The sequence below is a fragment of the Enterococcus sp. AZ040 genome (genome assembly GCF_050499185.1).
Classification (GTDB): domain Bacteria; phylum Bacillota; class Bacilli; order Lactobacillales; family Enterococcaceae; genus Enterococcus_D; species Enterococcus_D entomosocium.
This window is the reverse complement of sequence record NZ_JBMHEW010000001.1, coordinates 561,403-579,010: the sequence shown is the minus strand read 5'-3', so window position 1 is coordinate 579,010 and position 17,608 is coordinate 561,403. Positions and strand designations below refer to the sequence as shown.

Annotated in this window: 16 protein-coding genes; 3 read left to right on the top strand and 13 right to left on the bottom strand. The window is 41.0% G+C overall.

Going from position 1 to position 17,608, the window contains the following annotated elements:
- Positions 1–39: 39 nt before the first annotated feature.
- The 4 genes from IGK63_RS02695 to IGK63_RS02680 form a co-directional block, all read right to left on the bottom strand.
- A complete protein-coding gene (locus tag IGK63_RS02695; protein WP_016611319.1) occupies positions 40–885 on the bottom strand; it encodes a class I SAM-dependent methyltransferase in 846 nt (281 codons plus the stop codon).
- Between the two features lie 388 nt (positions 886–1,273).
- Positions 1,274–2,107 carry a MerR family transcriptional regulator gene (locus IGK63_RS02690; protein WP_016611320.1) on the bottom strand — a complete coding sequence of 278 codons (834 nt, stop codon included), beginning with the start codon at positions 2,105–2,107 and terminating at the stop codon, positions 1,274–1,276.
- A gap of 21 nt (positions 2,108–2,128) precedes the next feature.
- Positions 2,129–2,869: an ABC transporter permease gene (locus IGK63_RS02685; RefSeq protein WP_016611321.1), complete on the bottom strand. Its 741-nt coding sequence runs from the start codon at positions 2,867–2,869 to the stop codon at positions 2,129–2,131.
- A 1-nt stretch (position 2,870) separates the two neighbouring features.
- Complete coding sequence (locus tag IGK63_RS02680; protein ID WP_034871898.1) at positions 2,871–3,584, bottom strand: ABC transporter ATP-binding protein; 714 nt, start codon at positions 3,582–3,584, stop codon at positions 2,871–2,873.
- Between the two features lie 251 nt (positions 3,585–3,835).
- Here IGK63_RS02680 and IGK63_RS02675 point away from each other — a divergent pair, with 251 nt between their 5' ends.
- Together IGK63_RS02675 and IGK63_RS02670 are read left to right on the top strand one after the other, a co-directional pair.
- Positions 3,836–4,327, top strand: coding sequence for a PH domain-containing protein (locus IGK63_RS02675; RefSeq protein WP_034871900.1), 492 nt, complete (start codon positions 3,836–3,838; stop codon positions 4,325–4,327).
- Complete coding sequence (locus IGK63_RS02670) at positions 4,317–5,786, top strand: PH domain-containing protein (RefSeq protein WP_016611324.1); 1,470 nt, start codon at positions 4,317–4,319, stop codon at positions 5,784–5,786. The genes IGK63_RS02675 and IGK63_RS02670 overlap by 11 nt, the downstream gene beginning before the upstream one ends.
- A gap of 112 nt (positions 5,787–5,898) precedes the next feature.
- Here the strand turns inward: IGK63_RS02670 and IGK63_RS02665 are convergent, their stop codons facing one another.
- The 8 genes from IGK63_RS02665 to IGK63_RS02630 form a co-directional block, all read right to left on the bottom strand.
- Positions 5,899–6,861, bottom strand: a complete 963-nt coding sequence (locus IGK63_RS02665; protein WP_016611325.1) for a transketolase family protein — start codon at positions 6,859–6,861, stop codon at positions 5,899–5,901.
- Positions 6,862–6,864: 3 nt separating this feature from the next.
- Positions 6,865–7,722 carry a transketolase gene (locus IGK63_RS02660; RefSeq protein ID WP_008377922.1) on the bottom strand — a complete coding sequence of 286 codons (858 nt, stop codon included), beginning with the start codon at positions 7,720–7,722 and terminating at the stop codon, positions 6,865–6,867.
- A gap of 22 nt (positions 7,723–7,744) precedes the next feature.
- On the bottom strand, positions 7,745–9,109 hold the full coding sequence (locus tag IGK63_RS02655; protein WP_008377920.1) for a PTS ascorbate transporter subunit IIC: 1,365 nt from the start codon (positions 9,107–9,109) through the stop codon (positions 7,745–7,747).
- 16 nt (positions 9,110–9,125) lie between these two features.
- Positions 9,126–9,407 carry a PTS sugar transporter subunit IIB gene (locus IGK63_RS02650; protein ID WP_005227537.1) on the bottom strand — a complete coding sequence of 94 codons (282 nt, stop codon included), beginning with the start codon at positions 9,405–9,407 and terminating at the stop codon, positions 9,126–9,128.
- Positions 9,404–11,443 carry a BglG family transcription antiterminator gene (locus tag IGK63_RS02645; protein WP_016611326.1) on the bottom strand — a complete coding sequence of 680 codons (2,040 nt, stop codon included), beginning with the start codon at positions 11,441–11,443 and terminating at the stop codon, positions 9,404–9,406. The genes IGK63_RS02650 and IGK63_RS02645 overlap by 4 nt, the downstream gene beginning before the upstream one ends.
- Before the next feature lie 363 nt (positions 11,444–11,806).
- Complete coding sequence (locus IGK63_RS02640) at positions 11,807–13,069, bottom strand: PTS sugar transporter subunit IIC (protein WP_016611331.1); 1,263 nt, start codon at positions 13,067–13,069, stop codon at positions 11,807–11,809.
- 14 nt (positions 13,070–13,083) lie between these two features.
- Positions 13,084–13,809, bottom strand: coding sequence for a glucosamine-6-phosphate deaminase (locus tag IGK63_RS02635; protein WP_034871903.1), 726 nt, complete (start codon positions 13,807–13,809; stop codon positions 13,084–13,086).
- Between the two features lie 2 nt (positions 13,810–13,811).
- Positions 13,812–15,137 (bottom strand): 6-phospho-beta-glucosidase, encoded by a 1,326-nt coding sequence (locus IGK63_RS02630; protein WP_016611333.1) that lies wholly within the window; start codon positions 15,135–15,137, stop codon positions 13,812–13,814.
- 145 nt (positions 15,138–15,282) lie between these two features.
- Between IGK63_RS02630 and IGK63_RS02625 the strand changes: the two genes are divergently transcribed.
- Complete coding sequence (locus tag IGK63_RS02625; protein WP_016611334.1) at positions 15,283–16,035, top strand: MurR/RpiR family transcriptional regulator; 753 nt, start codon at positions 15,283–15,285, stop codon at positions 16,033–16,035.
- A 205-nt stretch (positions 16,036–16,240) separates the two neighbouring features.
- Here IGK63_RS02625 and IGK63_RS02620 read toward each other — a convergent pair whose 3' ends face one another.
- Positions 16,241–17,569, bottom strand: coding sequence for a PTS sugar transporter subunit IIC (locus IGK63_RS02620; RefSeq protein ID WP_016611335.1), 1,329 nt, complete (start codon positions 17,567–17,569; stop codon positions 16,241–16,243).
- Positions 17,570–17,608: the final 39 nt, after the last annotated feature.

The following is a 17,608-nucleotide window of genomic DNA, read 5'->3' as shown; positions in this document are numbered from 1 at the left end:
GAAAAATCATCGTTTCTTTTTGTTTCTATTTACAGAAAACTACTCTTTCAGTTGTGGCTTCTTCAAAAGTATCGCCATTGTTGAATCTTCTTCGCTATAAGGACTGCCTTTAGCATCGCCAAATACCTCACAGATATCAAAGCCTGCAGCCTGAACTTCCCTCAGCAATGCATCTTTTGTAAAATAGGTCGTCCATAAGTAATAATTTGTGGTCTCACCTTCTGCTAAAATCGTTGTTTGCTCCAGCAAGACGTGATCAGGATATTTCCATCGTTGATATAGCACAAGATGGGGCTCCCCCCGCCAAAACCCTTCTGATTCGTGACTTTCCCAGGTCTGCTCTTCATTAAGCGTTAAAAACTGTTCAATCGTAAATACATCGAACAAAAATTTGCCACCCGGTTTTAGATGCGCCAGCACATTTTTTAGCAGTAGTTTGCGTTCCTCTGGATTTAAGGCACCATAGTCGCAATAAATCAAGGTAATAAAATCAAATTGCTGAGGCAATGCCATCTCCAAATAGTTATCAAATAGATAGGTAATATTTAGTTCCCGCTTATTCGCAGAATCTCTCGCATAGGTAAGGGATCTTCTGGAGTAATCAACGCCTGTCACTTCATAGCCCAGCGCTGCAAATTTTTCCGCGTAGATCCCTGGTCCGCAGCCGATATCAAGAAGTTGCGTCTGTTTTTCTGGCGGAACAAGGCGACTGATCCATCGAACGGATTCGTTGATAAAGTCAACCTTTCTACTAGCTCCCTCAAAATCAGGATCCAAATGAGCCTTTAACATTTGCTTGGAAATATACGCATCGTCCCAAAACGCCTCTGCCATTTTTTTATAGAGCGGTGGCCGCTCGATTGCCTTTCTCAATTCTTGGTACATCTTATTTTCCCCTTTCAAAATAATTGAAAAACAAAAAAGACCGCAGATTTCACTCTGCGGTCAACCTTCAAACGATGAAGATCAAAAAGCGAAGAGTAAAATAAAATCAATGATAGGCACTTCAAATAAAACTGCATGCAGTCAATTTTTTGCCTATGAAATTGATTTTATTTACTCTTTTCCAGTCCTACCCCTGTTAACGAAGGAATAACAGCAGATAGACCGGAGCCATCACCTTTTTCTCTTGTTTTTCTGCCTTTAGTTTAGAAGGCGCCAGTCGATTTGTCAATGGGAATTGACTGTAGACACTCGATTAAAAGATGGTCTTGCCGAAATTCACGCCTTACGGAGTAGAAATTTTGCAAGAACGCTGATTTTTTGCTTCCCTTCACCTGCTGATTTTTTCAACAGGAAGCTGGATCTCAGTCAGCCATTCCTCTTCACTTTCTTTATTCCAAATACCATCAATATAGCTTTCACGAAAAGGCCCTGTGATTCGATAGCCGTTATTTTCAGCAAACTGGATCACCGCAGCATAGGCTTTCGGAAACTCAGTGTAGGCTCCTTTATGGACCGTGCAAACTGCCTCTGGTACTTCTTCTATCTGCTTGAAGGTCAAATTCCCTTGATTATCTTTCATTTCTGTGACCGCTTCGCAAACTTCCACATCAATGTTTTCTTCTTTGTACTCGTTGTCATGATAGATAGTAAAGCAATATTCGGGCAATGCGCAGACGCAACCAGCTGTTTCCATCTGCAGCCCCATTTCTGGGATGATAGAAAACAACCGATCGAAGCTTGGCACGACCATTCTCATTGAAGCGACGATAACCGCTGGCAAACGTTTAACGATCATTTGGTAATTGGCTTCTTCCTGTTGCAAATACCCTTCGATCTGCGTGAGCATCGCCATCCGTTCCGTGATCTCTCTCATCAGTTGCTGTCTCTTGCGATGCAGTATTCGCCTTTCGCTTTCTCCTGCTTGCACTTGTTTGATTTCATCGATGTTATACCCCATTCTGCGTAAAGCTAATAACCGATGCAATGGTGCCAACTGACTAGAGATATAATAGCGATACCCATTATCTGGATCGATAAAATGGGGCTTAAGCAGCCCCACCTCATCATAATAACGCAGTGTTTTTATCGTCACTTGATTCATTTTAGAAAACATGCCGATTCGATACAGCTTATCTGGTGTTTTTTCACATTCTTGTGTCATAACTCTTTCCTCCGTTTCCTGTTATTCCCAACGGAAAAGCTTAACTGCCAAACCAAATCCCACGATCGTCACCACTGTCAATAGAAAAAGAATGAATCGAGGGTCACCGATTGGTTGATCGAGACTCACACTCTTTAACAATTTAACACCTTGTGTCAATGGCAGAACACTAGCGACTTTTTGCACACCTTCTGGAAATAGCTCAAAGGGAATCACTGCCCCAGAAAGAAACAACATCGGAAAATAAACCACTGTGCAAACGAGATTGGCAATCTTGATATTTTTACACAAACTAGCAATCAATAGTCCTAGGCTATACATGGCAATCATAACGAAAAAATAGCTAGCTATCAATCCTATCCAGCTGCCTTTCATTTGATAGTCGAGAAATACCACCGACACGAATGCGACACCTATCGCTGAGAGTAGTGCAGTCGCTGCAGCTACTACCACTTGAGCTGCAATCAGATGAACTGGAGAAGCTGGGGTAACAAAAAAGTGTTTCAAAATCTTTTTGTCTCGATAATCACAGATAGTTAACGGAATCCCCATAAAGGCTGTTGCGCAAATCCCCACCACCAGCAGCGAAGCAAAACTGCCCTCTTGAAATGTATAAGAAGCAGCACCAATCACTTTCTCTCCACCGATCATATTCGTCAAAAGCAGGACGACCAGCGGCATGCCAATACCAAAGACGATCCCATCAATTCCTCGTAACGCTATCTTTCCTTCAATTTTTGCTAGTCTCATTACTTTGCTCATTCTATCTCCTCCCTACAAACCAAAGATATGCCTCTTCGAGTTTTTGCTGACCGCTTCGTTTTAACAGCTCCTTCGTACTGCCTTCAACTACCTTGCCCCCATGAGCGATGATGCATAGCCGATCACAAAGAATCTCCGCCTCCTCCATATAGTGGGTCGTCAATAGAATCGTCATTTGCGCTTCTTTTAGTTTGAGGAGCGTTTGCCAGACACTTCTCCGTGCTTTTGTATCCAGTCCCGTTGTTAATTCATCCAAAAAAATCACCTCGGGATTCGGGATCAAGGCGAGTACAATTGAAAGCTTTTGTTTTTCCCCACCAGAAAGTTTGTCGATGAATTGCGATTCGAATGGTTCCAGCTGAAACAAACGCAAAAGCTCTTGATAGTCTTGAGGCTGTCGATACAAGAGCGTCATCTCTTTGCACAATTCTCCGACGCGAATATTGTTCTGATAACTTGAAGATTGAAGCTGTACCCCCACTTTTTCAAATACCTCACGTCGCTTTTTTTGAGGATCTGATCCGAGAATTTTGACAGAACCTTCCTCTGGTGTTTTGATACCTAAAATTGTTTCAATCGTTGTTGTTTTTCCTGCTCCATTTGGTCCTAATAAGCCGAACACCTCGCCTTTTTTTACGGTGAAGGTAAGTTGATCAATAATTTTCCGACCGTTGATTTTCTTAGATAGCTCGGCAACCTCAATCATTTTTTTCACAGCAATCGCCCCTTTCTACTAAAGCATACTGTCTCCTCTTGAGGGAGAGTCAATAGCCTACTTGCCTTTTTTCATGACGAACAACCCCATACTCATTGGTTAGCTAAAAGCGGCTTTTTCTTTTTGTTCGATAGAGCTACACTATTTAAATCACAATTAACTATTTTTAATTTCTAAGCTTGTTTTTTTCTTCTATCTCCACTATATTTGTGGGTAACCCTATTTATTTCTATGTAGAGAGGATGTTTCCCTTGAATTATCCCTTATTAAATGAACAAATGCCTCAAACCATCATTCGTGTTTGGCGGTTGCGAAGGATTACGTCACTGATTATTTTCAGCCTGATTTTCGCTGCTTCTTTTTGGTTTCTAGCCACGCAAAACTGGCTGCATTTCTGGGTGATCGCCCTTTGGTCAAGCTTATTGGCGCTGACTTTGATCAGCCATCTGCTTTCTTTTGTGCTGATGAGCTACCGTTACACATTCCATCGCTACGAGATTCAAGAAAATGATATCGCCATTCAACACGGCTATCTATTTCGCAGCACCACGTATATTCCGATCCGCCGAATTCAGCATATCGAAACAGACCAAGGGATCTTTTTGCGAAAATACTCCTTAGTCTCCTTACAGATTCATACGGCTGCCACCAACCACACCATTGAAGGCCTACCAGTGGCGCAAGCCGAACGCTTGCGAGAAACCATTATGACTTTAGTCGAGGTGGTCAAAGATGATCTATGAAAAACAACGACTGCCGTTGCTGTGCATTGGCCTTTACTGGTTCAAAAATTGCAAAAATTTTCTGGTACTAGCGTTTCTGCTTGTATTCAAATTATTCAACGACGTCCCTTCTTTGCCGATGATTCTGGGCGGCATTCTGCTATTTTTACTGGTGTGTCTGATTTTTGCGGTACTGTCTTACGCCCGCTTTACCTTTCAAATCGATCAAACGAGTGTACTAGTCAACAAAGGACTCTTTATCCAAAAACAAACGATTTTGCCATTTGAACGCATCCAAACCATTCAAGAGAATCATTACTTTTATTTACGTCCATTTAAATTAGCTGAAGTGAAATTGGAAAGCGCCGCAAGTTCGAGTGGCGAAGCCGAAATTCTTTTCCCAGCGTTGCCGCTGGCTCTCATTGCCTCCATCGAAGCGTCAAAAAAAGCGGCTGCGACACCACAAGAGCCGACTGCCCAAGCAGCTAGTGGAGAAGAACCAACCAATAATTACGCTACTGTTTTTTCGGGTGAGGAAACAGCAAATCCGCCGTTAGAAACATTCACTTTGAAATTCAAGGAGATTTTCTTGTTTTCTATCACTGATTTTTCTGTTTTCACCTTGGTTCTAGTCATCGGCTACAACGTGATCGACAACATTCCCAATCTCTTTACCTATGCATCGGAATTGCAACAACTCGGCCTTTTATTTGGTGCTGCGCTTTTGCTGGGGCTGTTAATTTTGTTTTTCTTTCTTGCGATTGCTAGAAATCTTTTCCGCTATTATGGCTTTACGGTGGAAACGAACCAACAACAGCTGCTGATCACGCAAGGCTTGTTTTCTAAACGACACCAAACGATTCCCCTCGCTAGGATCCAAGGGCTAAGTGTCGAACAAAATCTTTATCGCCGAATCTTTCATCTAAGCTCCGTCAAGTTACTGCTGGCTGCTGGCAGTTCTTCAGAAAGCGATGATACGGTCTATCTGTTCCCCATTTTGAAAGAGGCGCAGCTGACCGAAACATTGGCCCGCTTTTTACCTGAATGGTCGTTTCAACAAACCGCTCTAGTGAAAAATCCGCGACCCAACTTTTGGTACTTTTGCCGTTGGCCACTGCTTATCGGGCTGCTTGTTGTAGGAATCTCCGCCTTCTTTTTCTGGTGGTTAGCGCTGATTTTCTTCGTGTTCTTTGGCTCCTTCGTGTTATCAAGCATCTGGCGGGGCAAAATACAAGGGTATCAATTTTTAGATAACCATGTATTGTTGTGTCAAACGATTCGCGGCTTAACAAAGGTGACCGCTTATCTGAAGAAAAATAAAATCCAAGATTTCACCGTCACCACTACCTATTGGCAGCACAAAAAAGGTCTGGGCAAGTCACAGTTGACCATCAAAACCGAAGATACCTTCACCGAAAGTAAGCTGTTCTACTTCCCATTAACCGAAGCAGAAAAGTTACGGCGCTGGTTTTTGTCGTAGTTCATAAAAAAACGTCAAACAGCAGAACTGACGCGTTGTTTGACGTTTTTTGCAAGTCCTGAAATAAATGAGAAGGAAGCACCAACCATTGATTCGTTGATGCTTCTTTTTTCTATCCCCTGACCTTCCCCTCGACGATTTGCTGCTTGATTGAAGCAGCATCTAAGCCATATTCTTTTTGCAGGAAGTCGGGTGTGCCGACTTGGCCAAATCGTTCATTGACACCAATGCGCTTTAAAGGGACAGTACTGCCAGTTTCAGCAAGCACTTCGGCGACGGCACTCCCTAGTCCACCGGTGATAGAATGATTTTCGATGGTGATGACTTGCCGTTTCCCCTGAACTTCACGGATGATCATTTCTTTATCGATCGGTTTGATGGTAAACATATCGATCACTTCACAGCTGATTCCTACTTCTGCTAATTCTTCTGCCACTTGCAGTGTTTCAGAAACCAATTGGCCGCAGGCAATCAACAACAGTTCATCGCCTGGTCTTAAAACATTGCCTTTTCCTAGTTCAAAGGTCGAGCCTTTTTCATAAATCGTCGGAACCGCTTTCCGATTGCCTCGTACGTAATGAATGCCGGATAATTGGCTAAAGGTGTTTATGATCCATGCCATTTGGACTTCATCCGCTGCATCGCAGACGATCGACTGGGGAATCATTCGCATCAAAGCCACATCTTCCCATGTCGTATGGGTGCCGCCGTTGTGCCCGACTGCAAACCCTGGATCAGAACCGTAAATATTGATCGTATTGCCGCCATAGCCGCCAGAAATAAACAACTGATCGAATACCCGACGCGTCGCAAATGGCCCAAAGGTGTGGATAAAAGGTGTATAGCCAGTTAAACTCAAGCCAGCCGCAACGCCAACCATATTGGCTTCCGCGATCCCCATGTTGATAAAGCGTTGGGGATGTTTGTTGGCAATCGCTGTCCAGCCGCTGGCAGAGCCAAGGTCGGCATCCAACGCAACTAGCTGGTTATTTTCATCCATGAGTTCCACCAATGTGTCAACGACACATGTTCGCAGCTCTTTACCAGCAGCAGTGGTTTTGCTTAATGTAAACATGCCTTAGCGTCCTCCTTCGATTTTTATCGTCAACTCTTTGATTGCCGCTTCTGCCGCTTGATTGATTTCATCCGTGGTAAACTTCACGGAGTGATTGGCATCTAATTCTTCAAAGAAAGGAACGCCTTGTCCTTTCACGCTGTCCAAGACAATGCAAACCGCTTGGTCTTCGATCGCTTTGCAGCGCTCGATTGCCTCATCAATGGCTTGCATGTCTGCTCCTGGAACTTTTTCTGTATAAAAGCCAAATGCAGTCATCTTCTGCTGGATGTCAAAGGGATCAAGAATGTCTTTGGTTGGCCCATCTAGCTGTTTTTTATTGTCATCAATAATGACGATACAGTGATTCAGTTTGAAGTGGGCAATGTATTGGAAGGCTTCCCAGCACTGTCCTTCATTTAGTTCGCCGTCCCCGACGATCAAATAAACAAAATTGTCCTTCCCTGCCAAGCGCAGACCCGTCGCGATCCCGGCAGCCATGGAAGTCCCCTGCCCCAGTGAACCTGTGGTGGCATCAACCCCCGGCGTTTTCCAGCGATCCGGATGGGAAGGCAGTCTCGTGCCGCCCTCATTGATCGTCCATAACCACGACCGATCAAAATAGCCCGTATTTGCTAATGCACTGTACAGTGCGGCGCCAGCATGTCCTTTTGATAAAACGAGTCGGTCACGATCCGCCCACTGTGGATCTTGTGGATTGACCCGCAGCTGTTTGCCGTACAAAACGGCTAATAATTCAACAATTGAAAAGGAACCGCCCAGATGACCTTGCCCCATTTTCTTGATGCTGCAAAGGGTATCTAAACGAATCTTTGCCGCTAATCTTTCGAGTTCGTGGTATTCTTGTTCACTGATTGCCACTATTTATCCCTCCATCCTCTATTTATTCAGAAACAGATTTTGCCCGGCTGTTTTTCTTGAAAATCGTCAATCCGATCAAGACCGCGACTACCGCAATTATCCCTGAGAAGATGGCGATTTGACCGCCCATATTGGCTAAGTTTCCTAGGAAGATCCCTGCAACTCCATAGTCGGTATCAGAGAAAGTTGATCCTTGGAACCCAAGATCCCCCATGACTGGCATCAACAAGATCGGCATGAAGCTGATAATGATCCCATGAATAAAGGAACCAATGACGGCGCCTCGCACACCACCCGTTGCATTGCCGTAAACACCTGCCGTTGCGCCACAGAAGAAATGGGGCACGACACCTGGAATAATAACGGTTGTTCCTGTGAAGACCATGATGATCAAACTAACGATTCCACCGACAAAGCTGGTTAGAAAACCAATCAGAACAGCATTTGGCGCATAAGGAAAGACAATCGGACAATCCAATGCAGGAATCGCATTAGGAACAAGCTTTTCGGAAATTCCTTTAAAGGCTGGTACGATTTCTGCCAAAATCAGACGGACACCAGCTAAAATCACAAAGACACCAGCGGCAAACGAACCGGCTTGCTGCAACGAATAAATGATCGAGTTCGTGCCATTGCTAAGATTTTCTGTAATAAATTCACTCCCAGCAAAAATTGCTACGATCACGTATACAACAGCCATCGTAATCGTGATACTAACAGTAGAGTCCCGCAAGAAAGACAGGCCTTTCGGAAAATTGATGTCTTCGGTAGATTTTTCCTTATTGCCGACGTATTTCCCAATCAACCCGCTCAATGCGTAGCCGAAGTTCCCCGTATGCCCCAATGCGACGGAATCATTTTTAGTAATTTCTCGAGTAAACGGTTGTGCGATCGCTGGGAAAATCGTGTTACAGATCCCTAACGCTAAGCCGCCAAATAAAACTAGATTAAAAGTATCCATTCCAGTAACGCTCAAAATCACCGCAATCATGCAAGCCATATACAACGTGGCATGCCCAGTCAAATAAATGTATTTAAAGCGAGTGATACGGGCAATCAAAATATTGAAGGCCATTCCGGCTAACATAATAAGTGCGGTATAGGTGCCGTAAGTCGTCAAAGCCAGCGCAACGATCGCTTCGTTATTTGGGACGACCCCTTGCATGTTAAAGGCTGCTTGGAACATCTCCCCAAATGGCGCCAGAGAGCTTTCGATCACCCCAGCCCCGGCAGTGACCACGAGAAACCCAACAAAGGTTTTGATGCCCCCTTTGACGATCGTGGCAATGTCTTTTTTCTGCAGTACATTCCCCAAAACAGCGATCAGCGCAACTAAGATCGCTGGGGTACTCGCGATATCAACAAGAATATCTAAAAATTCGTTCATGACTGTCTACTCCTTTTTATAGTAATCCTTTTTCCTGACAAACGGCTTGAACCTTTTGCTTCAATTCATCGAGATCGATAATACTGTCTAACACCACGATCTCACCTAGATGCTGCGCACTATCGGCTAAATCGCCACCAACAAAGAAAACATCCGCCATATCGGGTGCAGCACTTCCTAAATCATAATGGGACACTTCCACACCTGAGACACCCAATTCATTTAAAACAGAATTGATATTCATCTCCACCATAAAACTTGATCCTAATCCTGACCCACACACTGCTGCAAATTTCATTTTTCATCTTCTCCTTCTCTGATCACTTCAATTATTTGATCCGCATTGGTTGCGGAAAGTAACGCAGTTAGTTTTTCATTATTCGACAAAATTTTTGTTAAACTCGCTAACGCTTTTAGATGGAGCTCATTGTCAACCGCCGCCAAACATATAAACACGTGAATAGGGTGTTGCGGATCATCATTCAAAAGCACTGGTTCTTTGACTTTTAATAACGACATCCCGATCGCATTGACCCCATCTTCTGGACGCGCATGGGGCAAAGCGATGCCTTTTCCAATATGGATAAAGGGACCGTGATCCACCACTTTATTGATCATGGCGGTTATATACTGTTCCTCAATCTTATTAGTCTTTTTTAATGGCGCAGCAGCTTCTCGAATGGCTTCTTGCCAAGTCAGCGGCACCTCGGTAAATTGGATGGTTTCTGCTGTTAATAAATCTGATAACATCGGACGTTGGTCTTCCCTTCTATTCAATTCTCGATTGATTTTTCTTTGCAAAATTTTTCTCAGCTTTTGCTTACTGATTCCTGCTTTTAAATCAACATAGGGCAAAATCACTTCTAACACATCGTCAATGGAATGCAAACCAGTTTTTGAAGGAAAGAATGCCGCTTGTACGTTTCTAAGCAGTTCATCCTTCTCAATGGGCGTCATAATCGGATTGATCACATAACATGGTCGTTTGGTTTTGATCGGGGCACTGGAAAAAATCAGATCAATCTCTTCATTGAAACGAACATTTTCATACTCTTCGATCGAACGAGCCGGCAAAAAATGGATCTGGGGAAACAGTTCCTTTAATTCTGATTCCAAAATCAAGGATGAACTGATGCCGCTTGGGCAGACAACTAATGCATTCAATTGGAAGTAATCGCGTTTGGCCTTTTGTTTACTGATTTCCCCACCAAACAAAATCGTAAAATAACCGATTTCTTCATCAGGGATCGTACCGACTAGGTCTTCTAAAGAACCCAGTGCTCGTCTCGTCAGTTCAAACAACTCATTGTATTGCAGCTTGATTTCTTCAATCAGTACATTCTCCAGTGGAAAACCGTAGCGGATTCGAAAATACGCCGGGACAAGATGATAGAATGTGTTCATCAAAAGGGTGCGATAGTCCACAAACTCGATAGCTGCCAGCCGTTCCATTTCATGAATGATCTTACTGGCACATTCCAATAAAAACTCTAATGAAGTATCTTCGATATCTCCTTGCAGAATCGTTTTCAACAGGATCGTTACATAAAGTTCTTCTGTTTTCCGATCTTTGATGGCAGGAAATTCTGCTAAAAACTGCTGACTAACTTGATGGACATGCAGCGACTGTAGCAGCGATGTTTCTGTCTCCGCTAAAGAAACAGCCGTTTCTGCCATCCGAAAGGATAAATAATTAAGAAAATAAAGCATTTCTTCGAAGCGGCTCGGTACGATCACCAGATTGAAGGCAGTCAATGTTGCGGACAAACGATCTCTTATTTGAATATATATCGTTTTATTCTGCTCATAGATTCCCTCAAATAAAAGCAAATTCCCATTTTTCGTATTGGATAATGCACTGACTTTTCGAAAAGCAAGAGCGCGAATCTGATATTCCTCTCCCTCTAGATAAAAGCCATATTTTCGAGAGTACAATAGTTGAATCTTGAAAGCTGCAAGTTCCTCTCTGATCCCCTTTAAATCCTTCAAAATCGTATTTTTACTGACATAGAACAGCTCTTGAAACTGGTAGACGGATAAGTCTTTCACTGCTGAAAAAGTCAGAAGATAAATCATGGACCGCCGCTCTTCTTCCGAAAAAAACAACGTGTTCTTCTGGACATCGAAAAGAATTTCCGGCCATTTTCGTTGAATCAGCGAAGGAATCAAAACTTCTCCCTCATGCATCGTGATTCGTTGATTCAACCGCTGTTCAGTGATTTGATTGATCTTGGCAATCTCCGCCAGAAATTCCTCATCCCTCCACTTCGTCAACTGAAGAAACGCCTCAATATTTGGTTCTGAAAACAGATACGTCAATTTGAAATGAATCATATTTGCTACCCCCACCTAAACTATAGCTTGCACAAAATGAAATCGCCATCATTTCTCGGCACAACTGAAACTCCGTTTTTTTTAAACGATGGACCGAAGAGGAGATTTCAAGAATTACCATAACATCCAATAAAATATTCGAGAAGGTTTTATTGATAGAAGCAAATGATAAAAAATACAACATTAAAAAAAGCGAATCATTTACTGATTCGCTTAGATAATGATGCTATTTGTTGTTTTATTATTGAAACTAACAGAATCATGAAGGACAATCGTCTTTTTTCCAATATACTTTTTTAAAGTTATTTTCTGATACCTAAAAATACTTATCTTAATGAATGATGGAAAATAGGCTTCTTCTATCTACTCACTTATACTCACAGGAATCGTTGTTTCCGTTTCTTGCGCCTCTGCGGTTTCATTTTTCACTTGCTGCTTTTCCAATATTTTGAAAAATGGCATATAAATAAAATATGAAATGAAAATCGATACAAAAGACCAAACGGCTGCTCCAATACTACCATTAGTAGCTAAATAAGGACCAATAATAGGAGGAATAGTCCATGGAACTTGAATAACAATCGGTCCCACTATACCAATATTCATTAAGATATACGTACCGATACATAGGACCATAGGCGTTGCTATAAACGGAATAAGCATTACAGGATTCATCACAATAGGCAAACCAAAAATAACCGGTTCATTGATACAAAAAATAGCTGACGGCAAAGATAATCGTCCAATCGACTTATACATCTTACTTCTGGAATGGAGCATATTTAACACTAGACCGAGTGTTGCTCCAGTTCCGCCTAAACACATAAAGACAATCCAAAATCCATCGGCAAAAACATGAGGTACTTCTGCACCACTTTGAAAAGCTGCCGTATTATCAGCAAGATAACTTAGGAAAACAGGGGTCGCAATCCCAGATAAAACATTGTCTCCGTGGATTCCACATATCCATAGCAAACAAACGAGAAGTGTGTATAACAGCATGCCAGGGAGTGTTCCCATCCCTTGCATTAAAGGTTGGAAAACAATAGTAATGATTTCATTGATATCAACCCCTAATAAAGTTCTGACGATCCATATAACGGTCAGAATAAATGCCCCTGGGATTAACGTTGCAAAAGAGGTTGCTACAGTGGGCGGCACACCCTCTGGCATTTTTATTACAATATTGTGAGTGACAAACCATTTAAAAGCATGAGTAACAAAGACCCCAACAATGATCGCGGTAAACATACCACTAGCACCAAAATTAGCCAAATTTATCGTCCAGTCATCGTTTAATGTTGCTAGAAGAAAGCCGATAGTTGTGAGCATCGAATTAGAAATAGCATCAACACCAAACTCTTTTCCTAAATGATAGCCTATACCAATGGCTGATATCAGTCCAAGGATTCCGAACGTAACATTGACTGGTGCATTCAACTGGGGCCCCCAATTTGACACAAAATCCATCCATGACTGTATTGGAAAGTTACCAATGATTAGGAAGATACTTCCAACAATAGTAAAAGGAATCGTCATGGAAATCCCATTTCTTATAGCAACTAAGTGTTTACTATTGCCTATTTTCAGCAATATAGGCAATACCTTGTTCTCAATGACCTGCATCTTTTTTCCTCCTTTTAGTTCACGACTTCCTTATCAACCACCAATACAGGATCTTTGTGCAACCATAGAGAAGTAACTGGACACTCTTTTGTAATCGTACCGCATAGAAACTGTTGTATCGCAGATTTCTTTTTTGCTCCACTAGCTTGTACGATCATTGTTCCAGATTGTAATAATTGTCCTATCCCTAACGTAATTCCTTTCGTACGATCAACTTTCTCGTCTGAAAAATATTTTTTCCCAACACTTTGGGTTGATTCGTCTAAGTTCACTATATGAGCTTTATCTTCGAAGGACGAACCAGGCTCATTAAAACCTAAGTGACCATTTACTCCAACCCCAAGCAAACTCAGTGTTAATCCTCCATTCTCCTCGATAAATTTATCAGCTTTTTTGCATTCCTCATTTAAATCATCGGCTAAAGGATCAAATGTGTGAAGTTGCTTTAGGTCAATAGGAACCCGATTGAATAAGTTTCTTTTTAAATAGGATAGACAACTGCCTTCATTTTTCGGATCGATTCCAACCCATTCATCTAGTTCAATAAACTTTGCCTGGGATAAATCTATTTCTTTGTTGATTGCTGCTTCTGCAATGATGTTAAGCGTTCCTACGGGTGTATCACCACCTGCAAAGCAATATAACCCATTTGGCTTTTCTTTTAAGACATCTAAAATGAGTTTTGCACAGATCCTACTGACTTCTTGGTAATTTGTCTCAACATAGTATTTTACTTTCATTGTCATTCTCCTTTAAAAAAATTCGGCAGATATTCTTTGTGTGCTAAAAGCATTTCATCAAGTAGTTGCTTTGCTGTCCTATCACTTGGAACTAAGGGATTGATCGTCATCGCTAATAAAGCAGTGTTATAGTCTCCCGTAACAGCTGCTTGGGCCGCTATACGTTCAAAAGACTTAATTTGTTGAACTAGTCCTTTGATAGGAATAGGTAATTCACCTGTAGTCAAAGGGATCGGTCCTTGTTTTGTAATCAAACAATTTACTTCAACCGCTGAATCACAATCGATATCACTGATGGCACCATTATTTCTTGTATTGACCGTTTGAATATCACGTTTGTCATTATAGATGGAATTAATTAAATTACATGCTGCTTCACTATAATAAGCGCCCCCACGTTCTGACAATTGAGGTGGTTTGATTGCTAGATGTTCATCTTTATAAAGTTCAAACAACTCATGTTCGATTTTCTGCACAACTTCTGCACGAGTTCCTTCTTTCTCTGCTGATCGTTTTTGCTCAGACAACATAGTAGCTGTTTGATAGTAATACCTTAAATAGCCGATGGGAATCATGCCAAGTGTTCGGAAAAAATTTGGTTCCCATTCTAAATCAGCAATGTTTTTCAGACCAACTGTATCGCCAGTATCTTGCGTCATCAATGTAAGTACTTTTTGGGTCACATCAATCCCTTTATGATAAATCTTTTTCGCAAAAACCATATGATTTAGCCCAGTAAATTCAACATATAATTCTTGTTTGGGTACTTTTAATGTTTCTGCAATGCCACGTTCTATTCCAATTGGTCCATTACACAAACCTACTACTCTACGCATATTGCTATGGCGTAAGACAGCTTCTGTCACCATGCCAGCTGGATTAGTGAAGTTGATCAGCCATGCTTCTGGGCAAAGGCGCTCCATATCTTTCACTATTTCTAAGATAACAGGAATCGTGCGTAATCCTTTAAAAAGCCCTCCTGGACCATTCGTTTCTTGTCCAATCGTGTCATATGTTAAAGGAATTCTCTCGTCTTTCGCTCGCGCTTCCAAAAGACCTACACGAAATTGCGTCGTAACGAAGTCCGCATCCTTTAATGCCGCTTCACGATCAAGAGTCATATAAATTTTCATTGGAAGGTTCGCTTTTTTTACCATACGTTTAGCAAGTTCCCCAACTATTTCTAATTTCTCTCTTCCTTGTTCAATATCCACAAGCCATAATTCTGAAATCGGTAATTCAGCATATCGTTTAATAAATCCTTCTATCAATTCTGGTGTATAACTTGATCCACCGCCAATTGTTGCAATTTTTATTCCTTTATCCATCCTGAAACACTCCTTTAACTTAACTACATGGTCAGTATAGATTATTTTTATCCCCTTAAATACCGCTTTTAAGTAAACGGTTACAAAAACAGACGATTGACACCGGTTACAATCCTGTTACAATTTGTAACAGGAGGGGATTACTATGTTGTTTCTTGACTATCAACCAGACTTAAATGAAACGGATATTGAGGTATATAAAGCAATTATTTCAGAGGTAAATGCAGTTGCTTCCATGAGTATTCGAGAATTAGCTGAGAAAAGTCATACGAGTACTGCCAGCGTATTACGCTTTTGTAAAAAATTTCGCTGTACCGGTTTTTCTGAATTTAAAATTTACCTTAGTGCGTATCTCGAATCTCTTAAAGAAGAAAAAGAGGTAAAAACACTTGATTTTGAGAGTGAACTCTTGAATTTTTTAGCACGGACACAAGACAAATTCTTTGAAGATAAATTTGATGAGGCAGTTCACTTATTGATGGAAAAAGAGCTGATTATTTTTATTGGCGTAGGCTCCTCAAATGTTGTTGCTGAATATGGTTCTCTTTATTTCTCGTCACTATTTAACATGGCGATTCGCATTGAAGATCCTAGTAATTATCCTATTAATTACCTATCCACTGAGTTAGCAAAAAAAATGTGTATCGTCGCTTTATCCGTTTCCGGCGAGACCACAGAAATCATTCAATATTTAAATCATTTGAATCTATCAGAAAGCTCAGTAATAGGAATTACCAGCAGCTCTAATTCAACACTTTCTAAATTAGCTGATATTTCAATAACCTATAATATTTCGCTAGAAAAAATTAATGAAGCTGATATTACAACCCAGATACCGGCAATGTATATTATTGAAAAGTTAGCCAAAACCGTGAGAAAAAGAATGGAAACTCAATAGATTTGTATAAAAAAATTCTTGCTAATAAATTCTTCAGGTAATTCTTTCCGTCTAAACACAAGTTCACCGACCGATATTTCCACAAAAAAAGAGACTCACATACATCTATGTGGTCTCTTTTTGTTATATAGATTTGTTCAGTTTATTTGTTTCACTTCCCTTTGGTTTGAGACGACTTCAAAAAATCTTGTGAAGTTTCCTCTTCTCAATCATTTGACTCTTCATTTCCTATTGTTGAGGTAACTTTTTCATCGATACGTAAAAATGGTAAGTAGATAAAAACACTCACAGCAATGATCGCAATTTGTAAGACTGATGCTCGCCAATCGCCACCAGTTGCTAAAAATCCAGATATGACGGGAGGAGTGGTCCAAGGTATCTGCACGACTACATGATTGATCAAACCAACAGCTGTCGCAAAATATGCAACTGTTAGGGAAAAAATCGGCGCCAATACAAATGGAATAATCAAACTAATATTGAAAACAATTGGTAAACCAAAAATGATTGGTTCACTGATATTAAAAAGTGCTGGAGTTACGGATAATTTTGCAAAGTCTTTGTAATCTTTACGACGACTAAAGATAAAAATAGCAATTAGCAAAGCAATAGTATTTCCTGACCCTCCCATAACAGCAAACGTATCTTTAAATGCCATGTTTATGATATGTGGAATATCTTCCCTATTCGCATAAGCAGCCATATTCTCTTGCATATTTTGAATCAAGAACGGATCGAGAAGTGAACCTGATATCACTGCTTGATGAATTCCAAACCCAAAAAAGAGATTTGCAATTGAGGTAATTAAGAGGAACCCTGGTAAACCTGTCGTTACCCTACTTAAAGGCCCAGTGATTAGAGTAGTAATCAACGAATTAACATCCATATTGAATAATTGATTGACAGCAAATGAACCAATTGCGAAGGTAGTCACGGTAATCATGATTGGAATAAGGACGTTAAAAGACTTCAACACAGCTGGAGGGATATTTCCTGACAATTGAATTTGTAACTTTTTATTATTAGATAACTTAATAAAGAGTTCCGTAGCAGCTAAGCCCACAAAAATTCCAACGAACATTCCTGACGCACCAGTATGAGTGACAGGAATAACCCCACCTACTTCCAGCGCTTCTTGACTTCCTTCTGGTGTAAACATCGTCATCATAGGGGTGAGAACAATAAACGTTGAAATAGCGACTAGAACAGCAGCAATATGATTTGTATAATTTCTGCTAACACACATATGATAAGAAACTGCCGCAACAACTAATAGTGTCGTTATACTTAGCGTTCCATTACTGATGGAAGTCCCGATCTCTTGAATCGTCGTTAATGTTGCTGGATCAATAATATTTCCCATAAATCCTGTTGGCTCTAAAATAACATAGTTGATCAATGTAACAAATCCCGCCAACATCATAAAAGGCATAAAAGTGGCGAAAGCATCCCTTAGTGTTCGAAGATGAATCTGGTTTCCTAACCTTGTGGCTATTATTCCGAACTTTTCAAAAATAGCATCTTTTTTACTCATAATTCCAATCAGTCTCCTTTTTTAGTTGTAAGCGATTGC